This is a genomic window from Bacillus sp. CH140a_4T (assembly GCF_008923725.1).
In the GTDB taxonomy this organism is placed as follows: domain Bacteria; phylum Bacillota; class Bacilli; order Bacillales; family Bacillaceae_G; genus Bacillus_A.
On record NZ_WBPF01000016.1, the window covers coordinates 871,228 to 888,598 of the forward strand.

At 33.9% G+C, this 17,371-nt stretch carries 18 protein-coding genes and 1 pseudogene; all 19 read left to right on the plus strand.

Features of this window, described 5'->3' with window-relative positions; translation table 11 throughout:
• The first annotated feature begins 10 nt into the window (after window positions 1-10).
• Window positions 11-1,387: a flagellar hook-associated protein 2 gene (locus tag F8162_RS20140; protein ID WP_151630961.1), complete on the plus strand. Its 1,377-nt coding sequence runs from the start codon at window positions 11-13 to the stop codon at window positions 1,385-1,387.
• 22 nt (window positions 1,388-1,409) lie between these two features.
• A complete protein-coding gene (fliS, locus tag F8162_RS20145; protein WP_151630960.1) occupies window positions 1,410-1,778 on the plus strand; it encodes a flagellar export chaperone FliS in 369 nt (122 codons plus the stop codon).
• Window positions 1,768-2,040, plus strand: coding sequence for a hypothetical protein (locus F8162_RS20150; RefSeq protein WP_001058080.1), 273 nt, complete (start codon window positions 1,768-1,770; stop codon window positions 2,038-2,040). The genes fliS and F8162_RS20150 overlap by 11 nt, the downstream gene beginning before the upstream one ends.
• Before the next feature lie 370 nt (window positions 2,041-2,410).
• Window positions 2,411-2,818, plus strand: a complete 408-nt coding sequence (flgB, locus tag F8162_RS20155; protein WP_072192053.1) for a flagellar basal body rod protein FlgB — start codon at window positions 2,411-2,413, stop codon at window positions 2,816-2,818.
• Window positions 2,819-2,838: 20 nt separating this feature from the next.
• Window positions 2,839-3,252, plus strand: coding sequence for a flagellar basal body rod protein FlgC (gene flgC / locus F8162_RS20160; RefSeq protein ID WP_042511534.1), 414 nt, complete (start codon window positions 2,839-2,841; stop codon window positions 3,250-3,252).
• Window positions 3,253-3,268: 16 nt separating this feature from the next.
• The gene (fliE, locus tag F8162_RS20165; RefSeq protein ID WP_048551712.1) at window positions 3,269-3,568 is read left to right on the plus strand and encodes a flagellar hook-basal body complex protein FliE; all 300 of its coding nucleotides are present in this window, start codon (window positions 3,269-3,271) and stop codon (window positions 3,566-3,568) included.
• A gap of 22 nt (window positions 3,569-3,590) precedes the next feature.
• Entirely contained in the window at window positions 3,591-5,165 is a 1,575-nt protein-coding gene (locus tag F8162_RS20170; RefSeq protein ID WP_087958212.1) for a flagellar M-ring protein FliF C-terminal domain-containing protein, read from the plus strand.
• A 13-nt stretch (window positions 5,166-5,178) separates the two neighbouring features.
• Entirely contained in the window at window positions 5,179-6,183 is a 1,005-nt protein-coding gene (locus F8162_RS20175; RefSeq protein WP_000883361.1) for a flagellar motor switch protein FliG, read from the plus strand.
• A complete protein-coding gene (locus F8162_RS20180) occupies window positions 6,170-6,859 on the plus strand; it encodes a FliH/SctL family protein (RefSeq protein ID WP_151630959.1) in 690 nt (229 codons plus the stop codon). Before F8162_RS20175 ends, F8162_RS20180 begins: the two co-directional genes overlap by 14 nt.
• On the plus strand, window positions 6,856-8,160 hold the full coding sequence (gene fliI / locus F8162_RS20185) for a flagellar protein export ATPase FliI (RefSeq protein ID WP_151630958.1): 1,305 nt from the start codon (window positions 6,856-6,858) through the stop codon (window positions 8,158-8,160). The genes F8162_RS20180 and fliI overlap by 4 nt, the downstream gene beginning before the upstream one ends.
• A 116-nt stretch (window positions 8,161-8,276) precedes the next feature.
• On the plus strand, window positions 8,277-8,687 hold the full coding sequence (locus F8162_RS20190) for a hypothetical protein (protein ID WP_033692809.1): 411 nt from the start codon (window positions 8,277-8,279) through the stop codon (window positions 8,685-8,687).
• Between the two features lie 10 nt (window positions 8,688-8,697).
• On the plus strand, window positions 8,698-9,807 hold the full coding sequence (locus F8162_RS20195) for a flagellar hook-length control protein FliK (RefSeq protein WP_151630957.1): 1,110 nt from the start codon (window positions 8,698-8,700) through the stop codon (window positions 9,805-9,807).
• A gap of 3 nt (window positions 9,808-9,810) precedes the next feature.
• Window positions 9,811-10,383, plus strand: coding sequence for a flagellar hook assembly protein FlgD (locus F8162_RS20200; RefSeq protein WP_151630956.1), 573 nt, complete (start codon window positions 9,811-9,813; stop codon window positions 10,381-10,383).
• A gap of 21 nt (window positions 10,384-10,404) precedes the next feature.
• Window positions 10,405-11,718, plus strand: coding sequence for a flagellar hook protein FlgE (flgE, locus tag F8162_RS20205; RefSeq protein WP_098585632.1), 1,314 nt, complete (start codon window positions 10,405-10,407; stop codon window positions 11,716-11,718).
• Between the two features lie 49 nt (window positions 11,719-11,767).
• Window positions 11,768-12,106, plus strand: a complete 339-nt coding sequence (locus F8162_RS20210) for a DUF3964 family protein (protein WP_000213334.1) — start codon at window positions 11,768-11,770, stop codon at window positions 12,104-12,106.
• 222 nt (window positions 12,107-12,328) lie between these two features.
• A complete protein-coding gene (locus F8162_RS20215) occupies window positions 12,329-12,814 on the plus strand; it encodes a LysR family transcriptional regulator (RefSeq protein ID WP_151630955.1) in 486 nt (161 codons plus the stop codon).
• Window positions 12,815-12,934: 120 nt separating this feature from the next.
• A complete protein-coding gene (locus F8162_RS20220) occupies window positions 12,935-13,843 on the plus strand; it encodes a chemotaxis protein (RefSeq protein WP_061680553.1) in 909 nt (302 codons plus the stop codon).
• A 606-nt stretch (window positions 13,844-14,449) separates the two neighbouring features.
• Window positions 14,450-15,397, plus strand: a complete 948-nt coding sequence (locus F8162_RS20230) for a DNA-binding domain-containing protein (protein ID WP_151631757.1) — start codon at window positions 14,450-14,452, stop codon at window positions 15,395-15,397.
• A 1,218-nt stretch (window positions 15,398-16,615) separates the two neighbouring features.
• Window positions 16,616-17,371, plus strand: a pseudogene (locus F8162_RS28825) (hypothetical protein); the annotation flags it as partial.

The window sequence follows — 17,371 nt, forward strand, 5'->3', positions numbered from 1 at the left end:
AGTGAAAAATATGGCAGGAACAATATCTGATTATGGTGGCAGACAACAAATATGGAATTTAGGAAATAACATAATAGATACAAAGAAGTTAGTAGATTTAGAGTTACAAGCATTGGAAATGAAAAAATCACCCTATACTACACAAAAACAAACATTAACAAATGAAAAAAATGTGTATGCAAGCATGAAAAAAGAATTTGGAAATCTTGTACAAGTGTTCAAAGATTTATACGCATTTAAAGGTGATGAAAAGAAAACAACTCTATCGAAAGATGGTTTTATGAAAGCACAAGCTGACGCTGCTGCAATTCCTGGAACATACACGATTACAGTAGAACGAGTAGCTGAAAGACATCAAATAACTACAGCGCCACTTACTCCTTCAAAAACTCCTGAAGGCATGGAGCAAAAATTTAGTTTAGATTTAAAACTTGGAGTAGATGATGTATTTCAGATAAATGGAAAAGAAGTTAAAATCTCAAAAGATATGACGTATAAAGATCTTGTCAATAAGATAAATAATGGAAATTATGGTGCATCAATATATACATTAGGGGATCAACTATTTTTCACATCGACTACTGCGGGAGAAGCTGGAGAGCTGAAATTAACTGATGGCGCCAATGGTTTTTTGCAAAATATAGGGCTAGTTACTTCTGCGAAAAATACGGATGGAACAAATGTTGTTGCACATCAAGTGACAGGAGCAATAAATGCTGAGTATACAATAAATGGAATAAAAGGAACTAGTAAAACAAATAAGATTGATACAATTCCAGGATTAACTATTAATTTAGAAAAGGAAACTACAGAGCCAATAAAATTAACTATTGAAGATTCTGATATAAAAAATTCGATAGATTTAATAAAAAAAATGAAAGACGAGTATAATAAGGCTGTTAAAAGTTTGGATTTATTTGCTGGGGAAAATGGAGTAATGCAAGGGAATAATGTGTCATTTGCTATCAATAATGCAATGACAGGTATTTTTAAATTTTCTCAAGATGATAAGTATTTATTTTCTTTTGGAATTCAAATTGATAAAAAAGGTAATATGACTCTTGATGAGGAAAAATTGAAAACAGCTTTTAAAGAGAGTCCAGAATCTACGAAACAATTTTTCTTTGGCTTGAATGGATTAGGTCATGATACAGAGAAAAAATTAGACGGGATATTTGGCGATGAAGGGATTATTGGGAAACGTTCTAAAAGTATTGAAAAGCAAGTAACTGATTTAGAGAGAAAAATTCAAGATATTGATAAGGTTAATAAGGAAAAACAAAAAACAATTATTGATAAATATGCAAAATTAGAAAGTCAGTTAGCATTACTTGATAGTCAGCTGAAGACAATTCAAGCAATGACAAAAACAAAAAGTGACGATTAATGAAAGCTGAGGAAGTGATTGTATGCAAGCATGGCAACGTTATATGCAAAATGATATTATGACCAGTAATCCGATTAAAAATACAATATTTATTTATGAAAGATGTATCATCGAGTTTCGTAAATTGGAAGAACTTTTAAATGCATTCAAAATTCAAGATGGTGATGAACTTCTTGAAAAGTTAGAACGTATATTTGAAGAGTTGAAGCTCCAGTTAAATCCTGATATTACGAAAGATTTATACGATAGTTTATATGGCTTATACGATTGGATTAGCATTCAAATTCAAACGATGAAAGTAACACGTGAAGCAAAAGACGTGGATGCGATTGTGAAAGTGTTACAAGATTTAATAGACGGTTACCGCGGAGCACTTGAAAATGAACAATGATATTTATCGGACGTTTGTCGGCTGTTTTAATGAAATCGGTGAATTGCAAGTGTCAGATGGAGAGTTTGCTGAGAAGAGTGAAATGTTAAATCGCTGGATGATGACATTGGATGAGGAAACACGTGCGCAAGTTGCAGCAGAAGTAAGCCCATTCATTATTAAGGCGGCGCAGCATATTCGAGATAAGCAAAAGATTTTAGAAGAAATGATTATGACAAATGATGGGCGCATGAAAGCTAATTCATTTTACGGTAAATTTTAATGATAGAGTTTAGAAACGGATTCCCCTTTTAAGAGGGGATCCATTCCTTTGTTTAAATAAAGATTTCCGCTGATTGAGGTTTCATTTTATGACTGTAATGAAAAAAATAGTAGTAATCTAAATAATGTGAAAATGAACTTTAGTTTGTAGATCATATAGTGAAATGGTTTATAGATTATTGCGTGTATACAGTTTTTTTGTATTCTTTTTTATATTTTTATATTTTTCTAAAGACAACAATGAAAAAATGGAATAAAATATGTAAGGGTACATGATTGTTAATATTTTAATAAACACATATAAGAAAATAAATAATGAAGTGAAACTTCCATCAGTGGATCCTGAAGTTAGAAAAGAAAGGGTGTGGAATATGCCAGATTTAGTGAGTGATGTAGGCCATTATATGAATTATTTAGTGACGAAACGAAATACTGTTTCTAGTAATATTGCAAATGCGAATACACCCGGCTATAAAGCGCAAGATGTAACATTTGCTGAGCAAATGAATAAAAGTAGTGCATTATATAAAAACAATGCTGCTGACTTAAAGAGCAATCCAGATTTATATCAAACGAATGAAATGCACTTACCGACAATAAATACGAAAAATACATATGCAAAGATTCAAACAAAATCAATGCAAACGAATAAAGATGGGAATAGTGTGGATGTAACGACAGAAATGCTAGATTTAATGAAAGCAAATCAGTTATACGGTATTTCAATTAACGCGATTAATACACAATATGCAATTAACCAAGCGGCACGCGGACGTTAAAAGTAGAAGGAGAGACAACGATGTTTCAGGCAATTAATGCAAGTGGCTCAGGGCTAACGACAGCGAGAAAGTGGATGGAAGTTACTTCTAACAATATTGTAAATGCAAATACAACGGCTGCTCCGGGGGCGAATTTATATGAGCGTCGTAGTGTAGTGCTAGAATCAAACAATAGTTTTGCAAATATGTTAGATGGGTCTCCTACTAATGGGGTAAAAATAAAAAGTATTGAAGCAGATAAAACTGAAAACTTAGTGTATGATCCAACACATCCGCATGCAAATGAAGAAGGATATGTACGTTATCCAAATATTGATGTGACTGCTGAAATGACGAATGTAATGGTTGCCCAAAAAATGTACGAAGCAAATACAAGTGTATTAAATGCGAATAAAAAAATGCTTGATAAAGATTTAGAAATTGGCCGAGGATAAGGGGGAATATAGTAATATGAAAATCCAACCAATGTTAAATACGCAACCATTTGGAGCAATTCAGTCAATTGGTGCACCGAAAAATTCTCAAACATCAGTAGTTGAGGGGAAAAAGTTTATTGATTTATTGGAAGATATGAATCAAACGCAAAACAATGCGCAAACAGCAGTATATGATTTATTAACTAAAGGGGTAGGAGAAACGCATGACGTTTTAATTCAGCAGAAGAAGGCTGAGTCTCAAATGAAAACGGCTGCTCTCGTACGTGATAATCTTATTGAAAATTATAAGTCACTAATTAATATGCAAATTTAGGAAAGTGGACGGGTGTGTTTAAATGGAAAAGATGAAAAATGTTATCCAATCGTTAAAAACGTGGCATAAGTTAGTAATCGGTGCTGCGCTTTTAGCGATTGTAACAGGAGCACTTTTATACTTCACCTTGCCAGATAAATATGTTGTTGTATATCAAAATTTAAATGATGCAGATAAGCAAGAGATTACAGCAGAATTATCAAAGTTAGGTGTCGATTATCAGTTAGCGGCCGATGGATCGATTCGTGTGCAAAAAAATGATGCTCCATGGGTTCGAAAAGAAATGAATGGGATGGGCTTACCGTTTAATTCTAAAAGCGGTGAGGAAATTTTATTAGAAAGCTCGCTCGGTTCAAGTGAGCAAGATAAAAAAATGAAGCAAATTGTCGGTACGAAAAAGCAATTGGAGCAAGATATCGTAAGAAACTTTGCGACAGTTGAAACGGCGAATGTTCAAATTACATTGCCTGAAAAAGAGACAATTTTTGATGAGGAAAAAGCAAAAGGGACAGCGGCGATTACGGTTGGTGTGAAGCGTGGCCAATTATTAACGGCGGATCAAGTTGCGGGTATACAGCAAATGATTAGTGCAGCAGTTCCTGGCGTGAAAGCAGAAGAAGTAAGTGTGATTGATAGTAAAAAAGGTGTCATCTCAAAAGGGGCAGATGAAGCGCATTCTACTAGTTCCTCTTCTTATGAAAAAGAAGTAGAGATGCAACAACAAATTGAAGGTAAATTAAAGCAAGATATTGATGCAACATTAATGACGATGTTTAAACCGAATGAATATAAAGTGAATACGAAAGTATCTGTAAACTATGATGAAGTTACACGCCAGTCAGAAAAATATGGTGATAAAGGTGTACTTCGTAGTAAACAAGAGCAAGAAGAGAGCTCTACTGCACAAGAAGGAGCAGAGACGAAACAAGGCGCTGGTATTACAGCGAACGGCGAAGTACCAAACTACGGTACGAACAATAATCAAAATGGTAAAATCGTCTATGATAATAAAAATGGTAACAAAATTGAAAACTATGAAATAGATAAAACAGTTGAAACAATTAAGAAACACCCAGAATTAACGAAAACAAATGTTGTAGTATGGGTAGACAACGATACGTTAGTAAAACGAAAAATAGATATGACTACTTTCAAAGAAGCAATCGGCACAGCTGCTGGGCTTCAAGCTGATCCGAATGGAAACTTTACAAACGGTCAAGTTAACGTTGTAACTGTTCAGTTTGATCAGCCGAAAGAAGAGAAGAAGAAAGAACCAGAAGAAAGCGGTATAAACTGGTGGTTATTCGGTGGAATTCCAGCTGGTTTATTAGCGATTGGTGGTCTAGTATGGTTCTTCTTAGCAAGACGTAAGAGAAAGAAAGAAGAAGAGGAATATGAAGAATACTTAGCAGAAGAGGAAATTGCTGCAAGTAGTGAAAGTATTATGGAAATTCCTGAAGAGAAAATAGTAACAGAACCAAAACCTGAGCCAGAAGAACCGAAAGAACCAACGTTAGATGAACAAGTACAGGATGCTACGAAAGAACATGTAGAAGGTACTGCAAAAGTAATTAAAAAATGGTTAAATGGACAGTAAGGGAGGAACAACGATGTTAGATGAAATCTCCTCCAAAGAAAAAGCTGCCATCCTTATTCGTACATTAGAAGAAGGGGTGGCAGCAAAAGTCATTGAATATATGACAGCTGAGGAAAAAGAAGTATTACTTCGTGAAATCGCGAAGTTTCGTGTATATAAACCGGAAACGTTAGAAAATGTACTAGGGGAATTCTTGTATGAATTAAATGTAAAAGAATTGAACCTAGTGACTCCAGATAAAGAATATATTCGTCGCATATTTAAAAACATGCCAGAAGACGAACTAGAAAAATTATTAGAAGATCTTTGGTATAACAAAGATAATCCGTTTGAATTCTTAAATTCACTTACAGATTTAGAACCGCTTCTTACTGTACTTAATGATGAGTCACCACAAACAATTGCAATTATCGCTTCTTATATTAAACCGCAGCTTGCTTCTCAATTAATTGAGAGATTACCAGATCATAAGCGAGTAGAAACGGTAATGGGGATTGCGAAGCTAGAGCAAGTTGATGGTGAATTAATAAATCAAATTGGGGATTTATTAAAATCAAAATTAAATAATATGGCATTTAATGCAATTAATAAAACGGATGGCTTGAAAACAATAGTAAACATTTTAAATAATGTTTCACGAGGTGTTGAAAAAACAGTCTTTCAAAAGCTGGATGAAATGGATTATGAGTTATCTGAGAAAATTAAAGAAAACATGTTTGTATTTGAAGACTTACTCGGACTTGAAGATCTTGCACTTCGTCGTGTGTTAGAGGAAATTACAGATAATGGTGTTATTGCGAAAGCACTTAAAATTGCAAAAGAAGAAATTAAAGAAAAATTATTTACATGTATGTCTTCAAACCGTAAAGAGATGATTCTGGAAGAATTAGATGGCTTAGGACCGCTTAAGATGACGGATGCTGAAAAGGCGCAGCAAACGATTACAGGTACAGTGAAAAAGCTAGAGAAGGAAGGAAGAATTATCGTTCAAAGAGGTGAAGATGATGTCCTTATTTAAAAACAGAATTCCGAAGAATTCTGTTTCTTTTTCTGAAGAAACGTATGAATTACAATACCCAAAGCCAGCCGCAGTTCATATAGAAGAGGAAGAATTACAAGTTGATCATGCAGAACTTCGCGCGCAGCAAGAATCGTTACATATGGAAATGAATCAGCTAAGGCAAGAGCAGCAAATGCTAGAACGAGAGCGTCAACAGCTATTGCAAGATAAAGAACAATTTCAAATGCATATTCATGAACAAATGGAACAGATGGAAGCAGCACGTATGCAGTTTCAAAAAGAACAACAAGAAACAGCATATGAATGGACAGAGTTATTATGGGATCAATCTTTTCATCTAGCAGAAAAAATCGTGAATCAAGCGGTAGATTCACGATTACTTGATGTGTTACCCATTTTAACTGGTATCGTTCAAACGTTGCCTACTTCGTTTGAAAAATTAGTCATCACAGTACATCCAGAAACATTTGAACGTATTCAAGAAGAGAAGGAAAATACGAAAGAATATTGGCTACTACAGTTAGTAGAATGGAAATATGATTTTTCTTTACAGTTTGGTGAATTCGTTCTGGAAGAAGAGAAAGAGCTCTTTGAATTTAAATTTGCACCTATATTTGCGAAACTTCGCCAGAAATGGGAAGAAGAGAAGTTATTTGAGGAGCAAAATGTATGACTCGACTATTAATGAATGAAAACCAAAAATGGAATACGTTTATTGAAACGCCGTTTTATACGAAAGTCGGTAAAGTTCATAGTGTACAAGAACAGTTTTTTGTAGCGAAAGGGCCAAAGGCGAAAATCGGTGATGTTTGTCTCGTTGGAGAACACAGCATCTTATGTGAAGTAATCGCAATTGAAAAAGAAAACAATATGCTACTTCCATTTGAACAAACAGAAAAAGTATGTTACGGAGATTCAGTTACACTAATTGCAGAAGATGTTGTTATACCTCGTGGCAATCATTTACTCGGAAAAGTGTTAAGTGCAAATGGCGAAGTACTAAATGAGGATGCAGAGAATATTCCACTACAAAAAATAAAACTAGATGCCCCGCCTATTCATGCATTTGAACGTGAAGAAATTACCGATGTATTTGAAACGGGAATCAAATCTATTGATTCCATGCTAACAATTGGCATCGGTCAAAAGATTGGTATTTTTGCAGGTTCTGGTGTTGGTAAATCTACTTTACTCGGAATGATTGCGAAAAACGCAAAAGCTGACATTAATGTTATTAGTTTAGTAGGAGAACGTGGCCGAGAAGTAAAAGACTTTATTCGAAAAGAATTAGGTGAAGAGGGAATGCGAAAAAGCGTCGTTGTTGTAGCGACGTCAGATGAAAGTCACCTAATGCAACTTCGTGCAGCGAAGCTTGCAACGTCTATTGCTGAATATTTCCGTGATCAAGGTAATAACGTACTACTTATGATGGACTCTGTTACTCGTTTTGCTGACGCGCGTAGAAGTGTTGATATTGCCGTTAAAGAGTTGCCGATCGGTGGTAAAACACTCTTAATGGAAAGCTATATGAAGAAGCTGTTAGAGCGCTCTGGGAAAACACAAAAGGGATCCATAACAGGTATTTATACCGTACTCGTTGATGGAGACGATTTAAACGGCCCTGTACCAGATTTAGCGCGTGGTATTTTAGATGGACATATTGTATTAAAACGTGAGCTTGCAACGCTTAGTCATTACCCTGCTATTTCAGTGCTAGATTCAGTAAGTAGGATTATGGAAGAAATCGTTTCGCCAACACATTGGCAACTTGCAAATGAAATGAGAAAAATCTTATCTATTTATAAAGAAAATGAATTATATTTCAAATTAGGAACGATTCAAGAAAATGAAGAAAATGCTTATGTTTTTGAATGCAAAAATAAAGTAGAAGGTATAAATACGTTTTTAAAACAAGGTCGATCTGATCGTTTCCAATTTGATGATATTGTTGAAGCGATGCACTATATAGTATAAGACCTCTGCCTAAGAGGTCTTATTTTTTTGTTTTTTAATATTTCACAGATTTTTTTGGGAAAAAACTATATAATAGAAAAAGAGAACGTTATAATAGGAAGGGGCTATGAAAACAGGTGGATAAGCAGCAGTACGACACGATAAAATTGCAAATAAATCAAGAAAAAGAACAGATTTTGAAAGAAGTGTATGAATTAACAGCCGAAAAAAGAAAAATAGAACAAAAAAAAGAATATGATTTATATGTTGTAAAATCGCGTAGTAAAGTCGTACAAACTGGGCAGCGTATAATGGCTGGCATGCTTTCGTCACATACGTTTTCACCTGAAAGAATAGAAGAATGGAATCGGAAAATTAAAAAAACGGAAGGTTTTATTCAAAAAAATGAAAGCCTTTTAGAACAAGTAAAAGAAAAAGAACGTGTCATTGATGAGATGTATCAAGAAGACTGTAAAAAGCTTGCAAAAGTAAGAGAAAAGCAGGAAGAAAAAATGCTTCTTGATTTGAAAATGTGTATGAATGGATGAGGTGAATATAGTGATACAGTCTGTATTACCGGTGCAACAAAGTTTACCTCCGCAAAAAGAAAAAGGGCTAGAAGTACAATCGAAAAGTGAAGATTCTTCATTCGATCGTACGATGAGAATGGAAAATAAAAAGCAGCCGAAAACGGAGAAAATGAAACGAGAAGAAGCACCAAAAGAAGAAAAAAAAGAATATATTCTTTCTAAACAATTAGTAACGAAAGAAGAACCAATTGTAAAGAAAGAAGAAAAAAAAGAGACAGAACAGTTGTTATTAGCTGTATCTGAGCAAATGGTTGCAATTGAGCAATTACGTGTGCAGCCAGAATTGTTATATCAATACATACAAAAAATACAAGAGCTGTATAAAGAATATGGAAATATAAAACTTAACGAATTACCCGCAGCAGAATTACAACAATTACAAGAACTTCTTTCAAATATGAATATCAAAAATGCTATATGTTTAGAAGATACAATGCAAATGGTATTAGATAAAATGAAGATGCCGGAGCAAACGATGCAAGCATTGAAAGTTGTAGAAACAGAAACTTGTAATATTGCAAAAAAACAAGAAGAGTTTAAAGGCACAGATTTTCCGAAAGCTGAGGGCGATGATGTAAAGATAGAGTTGCCTGAAGGTGATGTGTTAAACGATTCGAGTTCAACGGGTGCGGAGTTATTAAATAAAGCAACGGGTACGGATCAAATAGGAAAATCAAATAGTGGCGCTGAGAAAGTTACGTTACCTGACTTAGGAAAGAAAATGGAAGCACAAGTAGAAGCGTTGCAAAAATTTGTAGTGAAACAAGAGCGTGTTTTATTTCAGTTAAATCCAGAAAAACTTGGTACATTAACGGTGTTTATGAAAAAACATGGAGATCAAATTGATGTTCACGTAGAAATGGAAAAACATGATGCGAAAAAACGTGTTGAAATCATTTTTGATGAATTGAGACTGAAGTTAAAAGAAAAAGAAATCAATATTCAAATTAGCTATTCAGATAAAGATGAAAACCGTAAAGAGCAGCGAGAACAAGAGCAAAGGCAAAAACAAAAATTAGTAAGTACGAAACATGAAAAACAACATGCAAAAGAATTTGCGGGATTATTGGAGGAATAAAGTGTGCCAACAGTTGGATTAAATACAACGAGTACAAATCATATTCCGTTACAAGCAGGAGCACAAACAAAGAACGCATCTGTTACTGGTGCACAGTCGACAGCTCAACAAGCAAACGGATTATCAGCAAGTACTCAAAAAACACCCGGTATTATGGATAAAGATGATTTCCTGAAACTTTTCTTAGCAAGCTTTCAACATCAAGACCCGTTTAATGCGATGGATATGAACCAAATGATGAACCAAACAGCACAGCTATCGCTTATGGAGCAAGTACAGAATATGACGAAAGCAGTAGATAAACTGCAATCAACGATGTATTCGACGGCTCTTGATGGAGGGATGAAGTTTTTAGGAAAGTACGTTAGAGGTGTAAGCAATAATGGAAAGCAAGTGACTGGTCAAGTGGAAACCGTTCGACTTGCTGAAAATAACGATGTGCAACTTATTGTTGATAATCAAGTTGTCTCACTTCGTTTCATAGAAAGGGTTTCTGATAAACCAATAACAGAAACTAATCCGGAAGATGAGAAGAAAGATGATATAGAAAAAAATGAAGAGGTTAAGCAAGATTAATAAAAGGAGTGTACAAAGGTTATGATTAAAGCGTTATATACAAGTATTACAGGGATGAATGCAGCACAAAATGCATTAAGTGTTACTTCAAATAATATTGCAAATGCACAAACAGTTGGATATAAAAAGCAAAAGGCTATATTTGATGATTTGCTATATAATAATACGGTTGGTTCACGTGGTGATGGTGCCTATGCTGGTACGAATCCAAAGAGTATTGGTAACGGTGTAAAGTTCAGTGGGACATCTACAGATTTTAGTGACGGTTCTATTACTTTAACTAGTGATAAAATGGAGACAGCGATAGAAGGAAACGGTTTGTTTTTAGTTGGTGATCGTAACGGGGGAAATGTAGAGTATACGAGAAAAGGGTCTTTTGGTGTATCGAAAGATAGCTATGTTACAAATACAGGTGGACAGTATGTACTAGGTTATGGTGTAAAAACAGGAACACAAGAAGTAGATTTTTCTTCACGACCAAGCCCAATTCATATTCCAATGGGATCAGCTGTTGGTGGGATTCAAACAGATAAAGCGACAATAGGTGGCAACCTTCCTAGAAACCAAAATGCATTATCTCACGAATTCACAGTTTTTGATGCGGAAGGGAACTCGTTAACGTTACGTGTAAATATTAAACAAAAGACTACAAAAGAGACTGTAGATGGTAAAGAAGTTGAAAAGCCAGTGCCAGGCGAATATACATATACAGTTTCTGTAAGGAATGATTCTAAAAATGAAAAAGAATTTAAGCCTGTCGAAGGCATGACGGGCGAAAAAAATCTTAAATTTGATACATTAGGAAATTTAAAGGAGACAGATGAGGCTGTACAAAAAGATCCAGTAACTGGTGAAATTACTAAAGGTGGATCTGTTCAAATTCCTTTTGGTGGTGGTCTAACACTTGATTTAAGCGGATTAACAAATTATCCGACAGGGAAAACTATTTCTACAACAGAAGTAACGGGGCGTCCAGCTGCAATTGCAAATGACTATTCTATTTCAGATGGTGGTTTCGTTATGATGAAATATTCGGATGGTAGTATGAAAGTTGTAGGGCAACTAGCTGTAGCTACATTCCCGAATTCAGGTGGATTAATGAAAACAGGGAATGGAAATTACGTTGCGACACCATCAGCGGGTATTCCAGGGGTAGGTGTTGCTGGTGAGAATGGTGCAGGTAATGTACGAGGGTCAGCAAAAGAAAGTTCAAACGTAGATTTATCTGTAGAATTTGTTGATTTAATGCTTTATCAACGCGGATTCCAAGGAAATGCGAAAGTAATTAAAGTTTCAGATGAAGTATTAAATGAAGTTGTAAACTTAATTCGATAATATATCATAAAGTAAAATTGTAATGTAGTAGAAAGGGTTTTTTATTCGTATGACGACAAGACAAGAGCGAATTTTACAATTGCCTTTTTTCGAAAATAAACGTGAACTTGCAGAGCAAGTGTTAAAAATGGAACGAGAAGAGCATATATATTTACCTGATCAATTTGAAATTAAGCAAGTACCTGCATATTCATTTGGTGAAAAGCAATCAATTATTGGCCGTATTCATGAGTTTTATTTCGTAAGTGTTGGTAGCGAAGGAGAATGGAAGTATCAACTGTTTAAGGACGAGATGAAGTGCCGTGAGTTTTTTATTACACTATCAGGGATAACGGATCAGCAGATTGCATTTTGGTTCAATAACATCGAGTTATTGAAAAGCTCTTAAAAAGCTTTTAAAAGCCCTTTTTTAGGTTTTGAGAGAGGATCTGGCGATTAGTGCTTATGTGGGTGCTCGACCGTTGTTTAAGACCAGAGATATGGAGAGTTACTAGGTTAGTTTAAGAAGATTTAAGTGAAGTGTAGTATGAATAATATGGTCTTAGCGTGTTAGATGGACTAATAAGTTTATTTGTGACGATAGATTTCTATAAAAGGAGAGGTGAGGAGGATGGCGCAAAATAAGTATCGCGTTACATTCATTTCGCCGAGTGAGGTTGAGCAGCGGACTGTAATGGCGGCGAGTAGTTTGCCGGATTTAATTCGTAAAGTAGAGAGTATTATTGCAGATCCGAACGGTTACTTTGTAAATGATAAAAAAAATAATTGCTATTTTAAAGTGATTAAAGAAAATGTTACGTTTATTCAATATGAGTTACTATTTTCTGATAAAGAAATTCATATTGAAAAATTAAAACATATAGCACCATCTATATTGAAACGATTATTTAAAAAAATAAATGATCCAGAATTATATGCGCTTGCACTACTTGATGTTGATATAGCGACGAAAGAATATGTGCTAGAAGAAATGGATTCGGAGCTAAGAATACGAGTCGAAACGGAGCTTTCAAAAAAGTGGGAAGCAATGCCGACAGAAATTGTAGGAGCACAAGAAGTGTTATTAGAGGCACTTGCTTCGTTTATACACGATTAAGCGTCTTTTAAAATAAAACTTTCGACTATCTATATTTTTTATATAGGTAGTTGACTTTTTCTCTTTTATAAAGCTTAATAATTAGATATACGGAATTAATGGAAGGGGAGCGACACCTTTATGTCACAAGCACAAAGTATTTTATTAGAAAGCGGAACAAATGAATTAGAGATTGTTACATATACTGTTGGTGAAAACCTATTTAGTATTAATGTAATGAAAGTACGTGAAATCATTAATCCATTCCCTGTTACAACTGTGCCAGAATCTCATCATGCAGTTGAAGGTGTTGTTCAAGTACGTGGTGAAATTTTACCTGTTATTAATTTAGCAACGGCTCTTAATTTAAAATCGACAAAGCCACTTGATCAAACGAAATTTATTATTTCAGAATTAAATCAAATGAAAGTTATTTTCCGTGTTGATGAAGTGCATCGTATTCAACGTATTTCGTGGGAACAAATTGATGAACCAGCTTCATTGTCTATGGGACTAGAAGAAACGACATCTGGTATTGTAAAACTAGATGGAAAAATCATCTTACTATTAGATTACGAGAAAATTGTATGTGAAATTAGCGGAACTGGTTATGATAATAAATCCCTTTCAAAATTAGAACAAAAAACAGATCGAGCTGAAAAAGTTATTTATATTGCGGAAGATTCAGCGATGCTTCGTCAAATATTAGAAGAAACATTATCATCAGCTGGATATACGAAAATGAACTTCTTCAGCAATGGTGCAGAAGCGTTAGCACAAATTGAAAAGCTAGCGAAAGAGCAAGGGGAAAAAATGTTTGAACATATTCACTTGCTAATTACGGATATTGAAATGCCGAAAATGGATGGACACCATTTAACGAAAGTAATTAAAGATGGTGAAATAATGAATCGTTTACCAGTCGTAATTTTCTCTTCACTAATTACAAATGAATTATTCCATAAAGGCGAAGCTGTAGGAGCAAATGCCCAAGTAAGTAAGCCAGATATTCAAGAGTTAATTGGTTTAGTAGATAAGTTAGTGTTGTAAAAGAGTTTGGAAAAGCATTTTTTAGCTAGAATAGAAGCTCTAGCCATGCGTGGCGGTCGGTGCCTAATAGAGCCCTATGCGATGTGAAATCAAAGATATGGAGTGGTTTTAGGTAAGTAGAAGAAGTGAGGATTTGCAGACACTATTTATAACTCTATTCTTCTAGTGGAGAGAAGGGAACTAGCCATGTGTAGTATTGGTTAGTTCCTTTTTAGTGTTCTATATTCTGTATAGGCGGAAAGATGGAACGTTTTGGAGTGTTTGTAGTTGTAAGTATGAAAAATCTTCATTTGAAGATTTTTGATTTGAAAATATAAAAATGTATCTTTGGATAATTTTGGTGATATTTCGTGGTAATGCAAACTTTTTCGGTGAAAATACATCCGAAATACCATATAATATAATTAAATGTGATTAATATGCAATTATACATATTAATTGAAAAATCTTTTTTTATTTCTATACTTTCTATATATTTTTGTATGTTTATTATTTGACAGACAATTTTGAAATGTTATAATATGGATATGTAAAAATTGCTATTTTCTGAGAAGACATGGGAGTCAGATGAGAATTGTGAAAGGATGAGGGGGAGTGACACAGATTATGTATCACCACACAGCAATCAATGTATTAAATCTTTTACAAAACATGTCAAATGATAAAATGAACGATGTGCAACTAGAAGAGGAATTTAAAAAAATAGAAAAACAATTCCAAGTAAAATATGAAGAACTAGTTGATTTACATAATAGAATGGTATTATTTCAAATAGATATAGAAAAAAATGGTGGGATGCGGGCGTATGAAAAATCAACAATTACATGGCTAAAGTCTGAGCTAGAGTTACTGTATGAAGTGTATCAATTTTCCCAACGTCACGGTTTAAACATTATTAATATTTCAAAATACGTTAGTAAAAAAGAACTGAATCTTTTTCCAAAAACAGCAAGTCAATTACAAAATACGTATTACAAATTAAAAAAATGTGAAATACCATTTGAAAATGTTGAAAAACAAAAACCAGGACGAAAGCGAAAATATACGCCTGTAAAAGAACCAATTGTTGAGATGAAAACAGAAAACAAGAAAGAATTAAGAAAAGAAGTTGAAAATACAGAGAGTGAAAAAAGTCTTGTAACAGTTATATCTGGTATTGTTGATAATTTTGAAACGATTAGCCAGTGTAGTGAAAGAAAAGAGCATGAACTACATCAGTTCATGGAAGGGATTTATAAGCTTTCTAGCATGGCTGCAGAGCGTTCAAAAGATGAAAAGAATGCACGTGGTCTCGAAGGCGAATTACATGTATTACGAGCTGAAAATGAAAGGCTAAAACGAGAAAAGGAAGAGCTTGTTCATGATATAAAAGAAATGACGCATCATTTAATTCATTTCATTACGAGCTCTGATATTAATCAAATTCGCACATTGCCTTTCTTCGTAAAAGAATGTAAACAAGATTTGCATAAATTAGGGTTATATAACGCACAAGACGGTAAAATGAAAATTATGGTTGATCGTAGTGGGCAGGTTATGACTGTAACACAGTAATGAAATTTGGGTACAAAATAAAAGGGAGGTACATAGCGTATATGTATTTCCCTTTTGTTTTGTATGGAATCGTTCCAGGAAAAGGGGAAATATGTGAAAATGAAGCATTTAATTAAAAAAGAGATAAGGCTTCTTTCCGAGGTGAAGATATTAGAAAAGGAATGATCTTTAGGAAGCGAAGAGTTTACATCAATCTAGGTATTTCATTTCTTCTTTGCTACATTCGATTACAGCGAAGTACCAGTTGTGAAAAAGTGTTAAGTAAAGTGAGATGTATTAATGGTGGTGTATCAGTAGAGAATGATAACTGTTTACCAGCTTAGATACATTAGTTCTTTTTAATATAGTTGCTATGTGGATAGGAAGTGTCATAACAGTAACTTTATTAAAGGGAAAAAATATTATTAGTAAAATCTAGTATCTGTACCTATATGTTTAATGAAACATCACATGTGAAACGAGAAAGAACATTACTAGGAGAAAATTTTTAATAGATTTGTATGAGCAAAGCTAGATTGTAATTAAGAGCAATTATTCGCCTATCCATCGGGATTTCATAATCTAGTTCGGTTTCTTTGTTAGTGAGGTGAAACATTTTTTATTATATTACTAGACGGTACGAGCGGATATAAAAAGGGGTTTAGATGTTCTATATCCAATGTGGTTGGAAAATGTTTACTGGTATTGTACACTTTACCCATTAAATAAAAATTCATTATTGAGCACTATAGCTTAATCCATATAGATAATTTGTTCTGTTAATACTTGAAACTCGTTATCTATGTAAATCACGGTTTCTTTTTGTAGTGGTAACAATGGAAGGGTGAGCAACTAAATAAAAAATATTTATACCTGCATGGGTGCAACTTGTAATTAAGATATTTTATAGACGAGTAGAAACAACATTTAGTTCTTTGTTAAAATTTTTAAGTTAGTATTCATTCGAAATTGTTTTTCATATAAGGGGCATTATGAGTATTTAAGATGGTTGCTTGTATTTCTATTGGTCACTAGTTTGAAAATTATTTAAATTGAAACAATTCCCAGAAACACTTTAAACGATAGTTAATTAAATTTTTTTTATAAAAAAATTTAATTAACTATCTAGCATATTTTTTAAAAAAGTAGGATAATATAAATCGTTAATATGTAGTATTGTAAAATAAAAATATAAAATTATTTTTATAAATAAAAAATAAGATTCGGGAGGCTATAACAATGAAAAATAAAAATACAAAATTTTTAACAGGTCTTGGTATGAGTTCAATATTATTGATGTCTGCTATTCACCCAACTGCTACAGCTTTTGCAGCAGTAGAGAAATCTGGTGATCTAAAAGCGACATATGTAAAAATAGAAAATAAAAAAACTGGTGATACAGATTCGATTCAAGTAAGTGAATTGGAGGCAGGGGATAAAGTAAGAGTTTATAGTACAATCAAATCTACAGAAATATTAGCAGAGGGCACAGTAGAAGATCAGAGTAAATCTTTGACAATTTCTAAAAAGGATTTATTAGAAGCAAAAGGTGGAACAGTGTATGTAACTGTGACGAAAAAAGAAAAGGAAGAAAGTTCTCGAACAGCGATAAAATATACTGCGGAGCTAGTAACAAAAGCACCTGCTTTAAAAATGATAACAGTAGTGAATAATAAAGCAAGTGTAGAAGATGAAGTAAAAGTGGAAGGTGTAAAAAAAGGGGCAACAGTAAGAGTTTATGATGCTGCTAGTGGAGGAAAAGAGCTAGGCAAAGTAATTGTAAAGGGCGATTCTGAATTAGAAATAGGTATAGTGAAAATCAAACAAATTGCAAAAAATGCACAAACTACTGGGACAGTATATGTAAGTGTTGAAAATCTAGAAGAGTTAGAAAGCCCACGAACAGCAGTGAAATATGATACGGAAGTATCAGCAGCGCCAGCAGCAAAAACAATCACAGTAGAAAACAATAAAAAAGGTGCAGAAGATACAATT